Source organism: Giesbergeria giesbergeri, assembly GCF_054779375.1.
In genome coordinates, this window is record NZ_BAAGYJ010000001.1 from 355,471 (window position 1) to 368,389 (window position 12,919).

The window sequence follows — 12,919 nt, forward strand, 5'->3', positions numbered from 1 at the left end:
TTTATGCCCACCACGGCGTGGAGAAACACCTTGACATTCTCAAAGCTCTTGTTAGCCACCAGCCTGCTCCTGACGTCTCTGGGCGCACAGGCGCTGCAAATCACCAGCCTGTCGCCCCAAGGCGAAGTGGCCCGCGTGCGCCAAGTGGTAGCCAAATTTGATGGGGCTGCAGTGCGCTTTGGCGATCCGCAGGCGCCAGCGCCATTGGAGGTGCGTTGCAGTGATGCCCAAGCAAGCCAAGGCACGGGCCGCTGGACTAGCGAACGAGAATGGGTATTTGACTTTGCCCGCGACTTGCCCCCCGGCCTGCGCTGCACTGTGCAGGGCAAACCGGGTTTTCAATCGCCCACCAGCACCGCCTTGAGCGGTACGACCCGCTACCAGTTCAATACCGGCGGGCCTTTTGTGCAACAGGTCTGGCCCTCCAGCTGGCAACCGATTGACGAGGAGCAGTTCTTCATTCTGCAACTCAATGGCCCCGCCACTGCGGCCAGTGTGCAGGCCAATGTCTGGTGTACCGCCGAAGGACTGGGCGAGCGGGTGCCCGTGCGACTGATCGATGGCAAGGAGCGCAGTAGCCTACTTGATGCCCACGGCCTGCGCCAGCAGGCCAGCACAGATGCACTGTCGGTCGTCACATTGGCCTGCAACCGACGCCTGACGCCCTCCTCCAAAGTACAACTGGTTTGGGGGCAGGGCGTGAGCACCCCCAGCGGCATTGCCAACCGCATAGAAAAACGCTTTGGCTTCACGGTACGAGCACCGTTTCAAGCCGAGTTCCACTGCGAGCGCGAAAACGCCCAAGCCGCTTGCTTGCCCATTCGCCCGATGTCGCTGTCGTTCAACGCCCCTGTGCCCGCCAAGCTGGCCAGCGCCATTCGCCTCAAATCCAAAGACGAAACCATAGCGCCGCAAGCGACAGAAGATGAGTTGGTGGAGCAAGTGCAATTTGCGCCACCACTGGCAGAAGAAACCCGTTTTACGATAGAGCTTCCGAAGCATTTTGCCGATGCGGCGGGCCGCTCTTTGGTCAATGCCGCCAGTTTTCCGCTGCAAGTGGCTACAGCAGGTAGGCCACCACTGGCCAAGTTTGCCGCCGCCCCTTTTGGCATTGTGGAGCGTTTTGCCGAAGGCCCCAACGGCCCGGCGCTGCTGCCCGTGACGCTGCGCAATGTGGAGGCCCAGTTGCACATCCAAGGCTTGCAGACGGGTGCAGCCCCCCAAGGCAAGGTCAGCACTTTGCAACCCGGCAGCGATGCCGACATCATCCGTTGGTACCGCAAGGTGCAGCACTACGATAGTTTTATCGTCGATCGCAGCCAAGCCCGCCAAGATGTGAAAGGCCCACTGCCACAAGTGATCAACCCCGATGACAAAGCCTATGTGCAGTCGCGGATGCTGTCGTTGTTGGCGGGGCAGGCAGGCGTGCAAACACTGGAGCTGCCCCAGCCCGCCAAGGGCGACCCGCGCCCCTTTGAGGTGGTGGGTATTCCACTCACACCGGGCTTTCATGTGGTGGAGATTGCCTCACCCAGGCTGGGAGCCTCGCTGCTCGACGAGCGTCATGGTGCCAACCGTACCATGGTCGTGCGCACCTCGGCACTGGTGACCAACTTGGGCGTGCATTTCAAGCTAGGCCGCGAAAATGCCTTGGCATGGGTTACCACCCTAGACAAAGGCAAAGCAGTGGCAGGGGCCAAAGTGCAGGTCTCTGACTGCCACGGCCGGTTGCTGGCCAGTGCCACCACCGACGACCAAGGGCGAGCCTTGTTGGGCCAACTCAATCCCGAGCCCTCCCACTGCAACGACTCACATGGCGGTACGCATGGCTATTTTGTCAGCGCCCGCAGCCAAGGGAGTGATGGCGTGCAAGACATGGCCTTTACGTGGAGTGAATGGCAGCGCGGAATTGAGCCTTGGCGCTTTGACCTGCCCACCAGCAGCAGCATCCAACCCGATGAGCGTGCCCACACCGTTTTTGACCGCACCCTACTGCGCGCTGGTGAAACCGTGTCGATGAAGCACCTGATTCGCACCGAAACCGGCAAAGGCTTTGGCCTCCCAGCACAATTGCCTGACACATTGGTGATCACGCACAGCGGCAGCGGCCAACAATTTACCCAGCCACTGGCTTGGCGCAAAACCGCCACTGGTGGGCGCAGTGCGTACAACAGCTTTGCCATCCCACCCGCTGCCAAGTTGGGGCTGTACACCGTAGAACTACACAGCAGCCAAGCAGGTGAACAAACTTTCAGCTCAGGCCAGTTTCGGGTAGAAGAGTTCCGCTTGCCCGTCTTTGAAGGCCGCATTGGCCCCGCCGAGAAGAAACCATTGGTCAGTGTGCGCTCTGTGCCCACCAACGTGCAAATCAACTATGTGGCCGGTGGTGGTGCGGCCAATCTGCCCGTGCGGGTCTCGGCCCAAGTGCGCCGCAAAGGCTTGGAGTTTGCCGATTACGAGGGCTTCAGCTTCCGCCCCCCCCGCCAGCGCCAAGCCAGCCACAGCAACGGCGAGGAGGAAGACAGCGCCAGCCAAGACAGCCGTATTGTGGCCGACAAGCTGCCCCTGACGCTCAACCGCGAAGGCAGCGGCCAGATCACCCTGGACAAGTTGCCACGCTCATCCCAAGCCCAAGATTTGGTGCTCGAAGCCACCTATGCCGACCCCAACGGCGAAGTGCAAACCCTGCGCAGCACCCATACCCTGTGGCCTGCTGCCGTGGTGGTGGGCGTCAAAACCGAGGGCTGGGTATCGACCAGCCAAAAGGCCCAATTCCAAGTGCTGGCATTAACCCCCGAAGGCAAGCCTGCTGCCGATGTGCCCCTGCAAGTGCAGGCCAATGTGCGCATCACCACCACTAACCGCAAGCGCATGGTGGGCGGGTTTTACAGTTACGACAGCCAAACCAGCACCAAAGACTTGGGCACCGTCTGTAGCGGCAAGAGCGATGCCCGTGGTCTGCTGCTGTGCCAAACCCAAGTGACTGACGCTGGCGAGATCGAACTGACCGCCAGCGCCCGCGATAGCAACGGCAACACCTTCGAGGCCGCTGCCTCTGTTTGGGTAACACGCCAAGGCGAAGTGTGGTTTGGGGGTGAAAACCACGACCGTATTGACCTGCTGCCCGAAAAGAAAACCTACCAGCCCGGCGAGACCGCCCGCTTTCAAGTGCGGATGCCCTTCCGTTTTGCCACGGCGCTGGTCAGCATAGAACGCGAAGGCATTTTGGACACCCAAGTGGTAGAACTCAATGGTCAAGATCCCACGGTCAGCCTCAAAGTGCAAGAGGGCTGGGGGCCCAACGTCTATGTCAGCGTCTTGGCGCTGCGGGGTCGCTTGCACGAAGTGCCTTGGTACAGCTTTTTTAGCTGGGGTTACAAAGCCCCACGCCAATGGTGGACAGCCTTCTGGTACGAGGGCCGCGAATATGTCGCCCCCACCGCGCTGGTCGATTTGAGCAAACCAGCATTCCGTTTGGGCGTGACCGAAATCAAAGTGGGCACCAAAGCCCACCAACTCGATGTGAAGGTGGCTGCCGACAAAGACAGCTACCCCGTGCGCGGCAAGGCACAAATTACCATCACAGCCAAGTTGCCCAACGGCCAGCCTGCAGCCCATGCCGAGGTGGCGTTGGCTGCCGTTGATCAAGCCCTGTTAGAGCTGATGCCCAACCACAGTTGGAACCTGCTGGAAGCCATGCTGCAACGGCGCAGTTGGGGCGTGGCTACGTCTACGGCACAGATGGAAATCATTGGCCGACGCCACTATGGCCGCAAAGCCGTGCCTGCAGGCGGGGGCGGAGGCCGCAACCCCACGCGTGAACTGCTCGATACCCTGCTGCTCTGGAACCCCACCGTGCAGCTCGATGCCAACGGCCAAGCCAAAGTCACGGTGCCACTCAATGATGCCCTGACCAGCTTCAAAGTTGTGGCCGTGGCTGATGCTGCTACCGGCTTGTTTGGCACAGGCAGCACCAGCATCCGCACCACACAAGACTTGCAGATCATCAGCGGCCTGCCGCCACTGGTGCGCGAAGACGACCTGTTCCGCGCCCAAATCACGCTGCGCAACACCACCAAAGCGGCCATGCAGGTAGAAGTCAGCCCCCGTGCCACTTTGATCGACCTCAAGCCGCAAACGGTGGAGATTGCAGCCGGAGAAGCCCGCGAAGTGGCCTGGGACGTGAAAGCCCCAGCCCCACTGGGCCAAACCCGCATTGAGGCCATTTTGTGGGAGATAGAGGCCAAAGACAGCCGCAGCGGCGCCCGCGATGCCCTCAAGGCCCGCCAGCGCATCGTGCCAGCGGTGCCCTTGTCGGTGCAGCAGGCTACCTTGGTGCAAATCGATGGCAGCTACAACCTGCCCGTTAGCCCCCCAGCAGAGGCGCTGCCCGGCCGCGGTGGCCTGAAAATGGCACTGCAACCCAAGTTGGCCGAGGGCTTGCCCGGTGTGCGCGACTGGTGGGCCAACTACCCGTTTGCCTGCCTAGAACAAAAAACCAGCAAATCGATTGGCCTGCGCGATACCAAACTCTGGCAAACCGTGGTGGCACAACTGCCCACCTACCTCGACAGCGACGGGCTGGCCAACTACTTCCCACCACACAGCAGCGAGGCCAACCACGGCAGCGACACCCTGACAGCTTACCTGCTGGCAGCCACCCACGAGGCCGCCCGCATCAACCCCGCCTTTGCTCTGCCCGACGACGCCCGCGCACCCATGGAGCGTGGCCTGATCGCCTTTGTGGAAGGGCGCATTGAACGCAACTTCTGGAGCCCCCGCAAAGACCTGGACATGCGCAAGCTAGCGGCCATCGAGGCGCTATCGCGCTACGGTAAGGCTACACCCAAAATGCTGACCAGCATCACCATCGCCCCCAACCAATGGCCTACCCACGCCGTGCTGGACTGGATCAATGTGCTGCAACGCGTCAGCGATGCGCCCGAGCGGGATAAGCGGCTGCAAGAAGCCATGCAAATTGTGCGGGGCCGCCTGAGCTACCAAGGCACCAAACTACTGTTCAGCACCGAGCAAGACGACTACTGGTGGTGGCTGATGCAAAACGGGGATGCCAACACGGCCCGGCTGATGCTGGCCGTGATGGACGATCCCAGTTGGAAAGACGACATGGGCCGCTTAGCCAACGGCTTTATTCAGCGCCAACAAAACGGTGCTTGGCACACCACCACTGCCAACCTCTGGGGCGGCTTGGCCTTAGAGCGTTTCTCGCAAAAATTTGAGGCGATCCCGGTGGCTGGTACCACCCGTGCCACACTGAGCAACAACACCGCACTGGTGGATTGGGCCAAAGTCGAACGCATTCAGCCAGCAGATGCCAGTGGCGCGGCGCATCAGAGCGTATGGTTTGGTGCCCCTGCTGCCCCCGGTATGTTGCGTGGCAACAGTATGTTCCTGCCTTGGGCCAAGCCGGGTGACAAAGCACCGCTGGACGTTACCCACCAAGGCAGTGGCAAACCGTGGCTGACGCTGCAATCGGTGGCGGCCATCCAACGCAAAGCCCCATTTGCATCAGGCTACGGCCTGCAAAAAACCATCACGCCTATTGAGCAGGCCAACAAACACCTGCCCCCCGGCCAATACACCAGGGGCGATGTGCTACGCATCACGCTGGAAGTGACTGCCAGCGCCGATATGACATGGGTGGTCATCACCGATCCGATTCCCGGCGGAGCCACCATTTTGGGCAGCGGCCTGGGGCGTGATTCCGAATTGGCCACCCAAGGCGAAAAACGCAGCGGCGTGGGCTGGCCCGCATTTGAGGAGCGCAGCTTTGAAGCCTTCCGCAGCTACTACCAATATCTACCCAAAGGCACCATGAAGATGGAATACACCGTGCGCCTGAACAATGCCGGGGTCTTTGCCTTGCCTCCCAGCCGGGCAGAAGCCATGTATGCCCCTGAAATGTTTGGGGAGTACCCCAATGCACAGGTACAGGTGGCCCTGTCTCACCCTGCTGGAAAGTAATGCGCCATGCCCAACAACCGTTGGCAACGCTGGTGCTGGAGGGTAGGCAAAACCATACTGGTGCTGCTTACCACCTTGGTGCTGTTACTGGCCTACGCTACGTATGCCGAACACCAGGCCGAGCAGCGGGCGCAGGCATTTTGTCGGCCACTCACTCCAGGAATGGACAGCACGCACTTGGCAGAAGAAGCTATCTTGCAAGGAGCCCAACCGCGCCAAACACGCTGGTTCCAGCGTGAACAAGGCGATGCGCTGCTCTATGCCACCTTTACCGGAATGTCACCGTTCTCGCGGCATATCTGCCGCATCACGGCCCGGCAGGGACGGCTGGTTACGGCGGAGCTCACCTACCTCGACTGATCGTCTCCAGCGCCCTTCTCTTTCGGCCTCAGCAAACTACTGCTACAATGCCCGCTTCGGCACACAGGAGAGGTGGCAGAGTGGTCGAATGTACCTGACTCGAAATCAGGCGTAGGGGCGACCCTACCGAGGGTTCGAATCCCTCCCTCTCCGCCAAGCAATACCAAGGCTTGCTACTATCCATTGAGTAGCAAGCCTTTTGTATTTCTAGCACACCATGTGCCGCGATATGGCTGCCAACGGAACAGTACCTCCCCAGTGCCATGATGGCGCACTCTGGCGCCTATCCACTTTGAAGAACGACGCCCCATGCCTTCAGAACTGAAGACCGTTGGCCTTTTCCTAGTCACTGCAGTGGCAGAAATCTTCGGCTGCTACTTCCCAAGCCTGTGGCTCAACCAAGGCAAGAGCATTTGGTGGCTTGTTCCGGGGGCCATCAGTTTGGCGGCCTTTGCATGGCTCCTTTCCTTGCACCCCACAGCCTCTGGACGGGTGTATGCAGCCTACGGTGGCGTCTACATTTTTGTGGCCGTTTTATGGCTTTGGGCCGTAGATGGCATCCAACCCACATTTTGGGATTTGCTGGGTGCATTGGTAGCCATTGCAGGGATGGCAATCATTATGTTGGCCCCTCGCTAATGACAAAATTAACGTTCAGAGCCGCCACTTTGGCCGATCTCGATCGCATCATGGCACTAGAGGTCACAGGCTTCGATCCCGGACATTGGGAAGCACGGCATGTTTATGCCCAGCGCGTAGAGGTCTTTCCCGAAGGCTCTCTGATGGCCTTCTATGAGGGGGAAAACATTGGTTGCGTTTTCTGTGAAATCTGGCCAGAAACAAACGACAACGCCCTGCAGGCTGACCACTTTGCGCTAGGACACGACATTCTGGAGCGCCACGATCCTGTGCATGGCAACACACTGTATATCGCCTCGATGGTGCTCGATCCAGCCCTGCGCGGGCGCAGCTTGGGCCTGCCGCTGTTTCAGGGCTGCCTGACAACAATGGCCCAAGTCTATAACCAACTGCACTCGGCACTGCTACTGGTCAATGCCACTTGGACGCCAGCCCGGCGCATCTACATGGGGGCAGGCTTTCGAGAGGTAGCGCGGTTTGAGGGCTTTTTTCAGCCCCAAGCACAACCGGCCCAAGAGGGTATCGTGATGCGTGGCCTACTGCCACGCTCCTGAACACCGGCCAAAAACTCAAGAAACCAAAGCACAGGCTTGCACCTGCTCCTTGAGTTTGCTGCTGGCGTGAAAGGTGACTACGCGCCGCGCCCGAATAGGTGCGGGTTCTCCAGTGCGCGGGTTGCGGCCGGGGCGGGGGGGTTTGTCGCGCACCTGAAAATTGCCAAAGCCCAGCAGCTTGACCTCATCTCCCGCCACCAGGTGCTCAGCAATCAGGCTGAAAAACGCATCGACCAGTTCTTGGGCTTCGCGTTTGTTCAGCACAATCTCCTCCTGCAACAGCTCAATGAGCTGGGCCTTGGTTAGCACCGGGGTGGTGCGCTGGTCGGCGCCCATCACACCCGCAGCTTTGCGCCAGTTTGTCCTGCCAACTGGGCCACTACAGCAGCCACAGCGGCCTCGATCTCAGCATCGGTCAGGGTGGCCTCGCCACTGCCCAAGGTCAGGCGCACCGCCAAGCTCTTTTCTCCGGCAGCCAAGCCAGTAGCAGGCGCTGCTTCGCCCGCTTTGACGGGCTTGGGACGGTACACATCGAACAGCACCGCTTGGCGTAGCATTTCGGGCGCCACTGCCGATTCAATCGCCGCCATGATCTGGGCATGGCTGACCTGCTCGGCCACCACCACGGCCAAATCGCGCTGCACCGGCTGGTGCTTAGGCACGGTTTTGAACTGGGGCACGTTGCGTTGCAACACGGCATCGAGTTGCAACTCGAACAAGATAGGCGCTTGAGGCAAGTCCCACGATTGCCGCCATTGTGGGTGCAACTCCCCCACAAAACCAATGGCCTTGCCATCCAACAACACACGGGCGCAGCGACCGGGGTGCATGGCCGGGTGGGTCGCCGGCTCAAATTGGGCCTTGAAAGGAGCCAGCAAGGCTTCGACATCGCCTTTCAGGTCGAAGAAGTCCACTGCTTGCTCTTTGCGGCCCCATTGCAGGTTGTCGGCGGGGCCAAAAGCCAGACCTGCGACCCGCATGGGCTGATCAAAACCGGCCACCGTGTTGTCGCTGTTGGGCACTGTGGCATCGCGCAAGAACACGCGGCCCAACTCGAATACGCGCACACGCTCGGCGCGGCGATCAACGTTGAATTTGAGCACCTGCAACAGCGAACCCAACAGCGAAGAGCGCATCACGCCCATTTGGCTGGCAATCGGGTTCAGCAACTTGATCGGCTGGGCATTGCCTGCCAACTCGCGCTCCCAACGCTCATCGACAAAACTGAAATTGATGGTTTCTTGGTAGCCCAGTGCGGCCAATTGGCGGCGCACGGCAAAGGCGCTACGGCGGTTTTCGGCGCGCAGCTTGGCGGTGATGGGTGCTAACGGTGGCGTGGTGGGCAACTGGTTGTAACCCACCATGCGGGCGACTTCTTCGATCAGGTCTTCTTCGATGGTCAGGTCGAAGCGGTAGGAGGGCGGTGTGACAGTCAGCACGCCATCACCCTCTTGCACCGGCAGGCCCAAGCCGCGCAGAGCATCAGCACATTGTTGTTGCGTAACCGCCATACCCAACACCTTGGCGCAGCGATCGACGCGCAACGTGACTGGGCTACGCTCGGGCAGGGCGGTTTGCTGGTCATCGATAGGGCCGACCACGGTGTCGGGGGTGCCGCAAATATCGATCACCAATTGGGTGATGCGTTCGATATGCTCGACGGTGTAGGCCGGATCGACACCCCGCTCAAAACGGTGCCCGGCATCGGTAGAGAAGTTATAACGGCGCGAACGGCCCGCAATTGCCTTGGGCCACCAGAAAGCGGCCTCGATGTAAATGTGGCGCGCGTCGTCGGATACCGCTGTGGCATCGCCACCCATGATACCGGCCAGCGATTCAACTTGCTGGTCATCGGCAATCACGCCCACTTGGGCATCTACCGTCACGGTGTTGCCGTTGAGCAGCTTGAGCTGTTCGCCCGGCTGGCCCCAACGCACTTGCAGGCCACCGTGGATTTTGTCCAAATCAAAAATGTGCGAGGGACGGCCCAACTCAAACATCACATAGTTGGAGATATCCACCAGCGGCGAAACGCTGCGCTGACCACAACGGGCCAGTCGATCAACCATCCACTGCGGCGTGGCAGCGCGGGTGTTCACGTTACGCACAATGCGGCCACTGAAGCGACCACACAAATCGGGCGCTTGCACCGATACCGGGAGCTTGTCTTGGATGCCCACCGGCACGGCGGGGAACTCGGGTTGCAACAGCGGTGCGCCAGTCAGGGCCGAGAGTTCACGCGCAATGCCATACACACTCAGGCAGTGGGCCAGATTGGGCGTGAGCTTGAGCGTGAGCAGGGTATCGTCCAAGTTCAGGTATTGGCGAATGTCTTGGCCGACTGGGGCATCCAGCGGCAGCTCTAGCAGCCCGGCGCTGTCTTCCGAGATTTGCAACTCGCGGGCCGAGCACAACATGCCTTGGCTTTCTACACCCCGCAGTTTACCCAGCTTGATGCTGAAGGGTTTGCCATCTGCGCCGGGCGGCAGCTCAGCACCGACCAAGGCGCAGGGGATTTTGATACCGACGCGGGCATTGGGCGCACCGCAGACGATATTGAGCAGCTCGCCCTGTCCGGCATCCACTTGGCACACGCGCAGGCGGTCAGCATTCGGGTGTTGCACAGCCTCTTTGATCTCCCCCACCACAATCCGTGTGAACGGCGGTGCCACCGGCTGAAGTTCTTCAACTTCCAGACCAGCCATAGTCAGCGTATCGGCCAATTGGGCCGTGGTGAGTGGGGGGTTGCAGAAGGCACGCAACCAAGATTCGGGGAATTGCATAGTCAGACTCGGATACTTCAGGGGCCGGGCAGCGAGCGCCGGGGGGCTTGCTGTGCTTTATTGGAACTGCGACAAGAAACGGATATCGCCGTCAAAGAACAGGCGCAGATCGTTCACACCGTAGCGCAGCATGGTCAGGCGGTCCATGCCCATGCCAAAGGCAAAGCCGATGTATTTTTCGGGGTCGAGGCCCATGTTACGCACCACGTTGGGATGCACTTGGCCCGAACCAGCCACTTCGAGCCAGCGACCGGCCAAGGGGCCGGTTTGAAACTGGATGTCGATTTCGGCGCTGGGCTCGGTGAACGGGAAGAAGCTGGGCCGGAAACGCAGCACCAAATCATCGCTCTCGAAGAAGGTACGGCAAAAATCGGTAAAGACCACTTTCAGGTCTTTGAAACTGACGTTCTCGCCAATCCACAAGCCTTCGCATTGGTGGAACATGGGCGAGTGGGTGGCATCGCTGTCCACACGGTAGGTACGGCCCGGCACAATCACGCGGATTTCGGGCATAGACTGACCAGCATCAATCAGGTTGCGGTATTGCTTGACGTGCTGCACGGCATGGCGCACCTGCACCGGGCTGGTGTGGGTACGCAACAAATTGGGGGCTGTGGCCGAACCGCCTTCGACATAGAAGGTGTCGTGCATGGAGCGGGCGGGGTGGTCTTCAGGGGTGTTGAGCGCCGTGAAGTTGAACCAGTCGGCCTCAATTTCTGGGCCTTCGGCCACATCAAAACCCATCGAGCCAAAAATGCTCTCAATGCGCTCTTGGGTCAGGGAGACGGGGTGCAAACCTCCCATGCCGCGCTGGCGACCGGGCAGGCTGACATCCAACGCCTCGGCTTTGAGCTGGACTTGCAACTCGGCATCGGCCAAAGCTTGGCGGCGAGCGGTCAGTGCGGCTTCAATCGCCTGCTTGGCCACATTGATGGCTGCGCCACGCGATTTCTTTTCTTCCACGGACAGCTGTGCCATGCCCTTCATCAGCTCGGTGATGCGCCCAGCCTTGCCTAAAAATTGGGCCTTGGCATTTTCTAGCTCGGCGGGGGTGGCACTTTGCGCAAACAACTGCTGTGCGCTTTCGACCAGAGAGTCCAACTCGTTCATTTTTTCTGCTCTTGAAAAGGCACAAGGGCTAGTGCTTTTGCAAGCTCTAGCCCTTGTGGTTAGTGCGCTCACAGCTACTGCGGGCAGTAGCTACGGCTGTGAAACTCAAGCAGCCAGCTTGGCCTTGACTTGTTCCACGATGGCGCCAAAGGCGGCCTTGTCGTGCACGGCCAGATCAGCCAGCACCTTGCGGTCGATTTCGATGGCAGCCTTCTTCAGGCCGTTGGCGAACTGGCTGTAGGTCAGACCCAGTTCACGCGCACCGGCGTTGATACGGGCAATCCACAGTTGGCGGAACACGCGCTTCTTGGCACGGCGGTCACGGTAGGCGTATTGGCCAGCCTTCATCACCGCCTGTTTGGCGATGCGATAGACGTTACCACGACGACCACGGAAACCCTTGGCCAGATTCAGAACTTTTTTGTGACGGGCATGGGCCGTTACACCACGTTTGACGCGAGGCATGTATGTACTCCTTGTTCGTCAGTAAATTACAAGCCGCACTTGGGCAGCATTTGTGCCATGTGACCCATGTTGGTCTCATGAACGGCTGCTACGCCACGCAACTGGCGCTTGTTCTTGGTGGTCTTCTTGGTCAAAATGTGACGCTTGAAGGCGTGGCCGCGCTTGACGGTACCACCGGGACGAACGCGAAAGCGCTTCTTGGCGCTGCTCTTGGTCTTCATCTTGGGCATGTGAATGCTCCTTTGTTTGTGCTCGTGAGGCGTTTGCAAACGGACTTGCAAACTTGTTGGCCCCGAGCCACTTTTATTGGCAGGCCAAAGCCTGCCGCAAGGGGCTGCATAACAGCCCCCAGTAAGTCCACACCAGCTTTAGGGGCTGCTGCGGGCTGTTGGGTTTAATGTGCGCCTTCTGCGGTGTGGGCTGCACTCTCAGTGGCAGACTTGCCGCCACCGGATTTTTTGCGTGCCGGAGCAATCATCATGATCATCTGGCGGCCTTCCAGGCGCGGAAACTGCTCTACCAAAATGGTATCGGCCAGATCATCGCGCAAGCGATTGAGCAAGGCCAAGCCCAGTTCTTGGTGGGTGATTTCGCGGCCACGGAAACGCAGCGTGATTTTGCACTTGTCACCATCGGCCAAAAAGCGGCGGATGTTGCGCAGCTTGATGTTGTAGTCGCCGTCATCGGTGCCAGGGCGGAACTTGACTTCCTTGATCTCGATGACCGTCTGCTTAGCTTTGGCTTCAGCAGCACGCTTTTGCTCTTGGTACTTGAACTTGCCATAGTCCATCAGGCGGCACACCGGCGGATTGGCCGTGGCGGCAATTTCTACCAAGTCCACATCCAACTCACCCGCCATGCGCAGGGCTTCCATCAGGCTGACGACACCCAGGGGCTCATTGTCAGGGCCAGACAGACGCACCTCAGGGGCCATGATTTCACGGTTGAGGCGGTGCTTGCGCTCTTCACGCTGGCGACGATCACGAAATTCAGTAGCTATGGCTATCACCTTCAATCAAAATG

Annotated in this window: 10 protein-coding genes and 1 tRNA gene; 5 read left to right on the plus strand and 6 right to left on the minus strand. The window is 59.7% G+C overall.

Annotated features, from left to right (window positions below):
- Positions 1-3 precede the first annotated feature (3 nt).
- The 5 genes from ACYVB2_RS01610 to ACYVB2_RS01630 all read left to right on the plus strand — a co-directional run bounded on the left by ACYVB2_RS01610 (position 4) and on the right by ACYVB2_RS01630 (position 7,538).
- Positions 4-5,985 (plus strand): alpha-2-macroglobulin family protein, encoded by a 5,982-nt coding sequence (locus tag ACYVB2_RS01610; protein ID WP_382429679.1) that lies wholly within the window; start codon positions 4-6, stop codon positions 5,983-5,985.
- Between the two features lie 6 nt (positions 5,986-5,991).
- Positions 5,992-6,345 carry a hypothetical protein gene (locus tag ACYVB2_RS01615; protein ID WP_382429677.1) on the plus strand — a complete coding sequence of 118 codons (354 nt, stop codon included), beginning with the start codon at positions 5,992-5,994 and terminating at the stop codon, positions 6,343-6,345.
- 66 nt (positions 6,346-6,411) lie between these two features.
- A tRNA-Ser gene (locus tag ACYVB2_RS01620) sits at positions 6,412-6,501 on the plus strand.
- A 153-nt stretch (positions 6,502-6,654) separates the two neighbouring features.
- Positions 6,655-6,984 carry a YnfA family protein gene (locus ACYVB2_RS01625; protein WP_382429675.1) on the plus strand — a complete coding sequence of 110 codons (330 nt, stop codon included), beginning with the start codon at positions 6,655-6,657 and terminating at the stop codon, positions 6,982-6,984.
- Positions 6,985-7,013: 29 nt separating this feature from the next.
- Entirely contained in the window at positions 7,014-7,538 is a 525-nt protein-coding gene (locus tag ACYVB2_RS01630) for a GNAT family N-acetyltransferase (RefSeq protein ID WP_382429674.1), read from the plus strand.
- 15 nt (positions 7,539-7,553) lie between these two features.
- Here ACYVB2_RS01630 and ACYVB2_RS01635 read toward each other — a convergent pair whose 3' ends face one another.
- From ACYVB2_RS01635 to infC, 6 genes are all read right to left on the minus strand, one after another.
- Entirely contained in the window at positions 7,554-7,874 is a 321-nt protein-coding gene (locus ACYVB2_RS01635) for an integration host factor subunit alpha (protein WP_382429673.1), read from the minus strand.
- On the minus strand, positions 7,874-10,321 hold the full coding sequence (gene pheT / locus ACYVB2_RS01640; RefSeq protein ID WP_382429672.1) for a phenylalanine--tRNA ligase subunit beta: 2,448 nt from the start codon (positions 10,319-10,321) through the stop codon (positions 7,874-7,876). Before pheT ends, ACYVB2_RS01635 begins: the two co-directional genes overlap by 1 nt.
- A gap of 57 nt (positions 10,322-10,378) precedes the next feature.
- Positions 10,379-11,431 (minus strand): phenylalanine--tRNA ligase subunit alpha, encoded by a 1,053-nt coding sequence (gene pheS, locus ACYVB2_RS01645; protein ID WP_382429671.1) that lies wholly within the window; start codon positions 11,429-11,431, stop codon positions 10,379-10,381.
- Positions 11,432-11,536: 105 nt separating this feature from the next.
- Positions 11,537-11,896 carry a 50S ribosomal protein L20 gene (gene rplT, locus ACYVB2_RS01650; RefSeq protein WP_382429670.1) on the minus strand — a complete coding sequence of 120 codons (360 nt, stop codon included), beginning with the start codon at positions 11,894-11,896 and terminating at the stop codon, positions 11,537-11,539.
- Positions 11,897-11,922: 26 nt separating this feature from the next.
- A complete protein-coding gene (rpmI, locus tag ACYVB2_RS01655) occupies positions 11,923-12,126 on the minus strand; it encodes a 50S ribosomal protein L35 (protein ID WP_091454045.1) in 204 nt (67 codons plus the stop codon).
- Between the two features lie 164 nt (positions 12,127-12,290).
- Positions 12,291-12,905, minus strand: coding sequence for a translation initiation factor IF-3 (infC, locus tag ACYVB2_RS01660; RefSeq protein WP_382429793.1), 615 nt, complete (start codon positions 12,903-12,905; stop codon positions 12,291-12,293).
- Between the last annotated feature and the right edge of the window lie 14 nt (positions 12,906-12,919).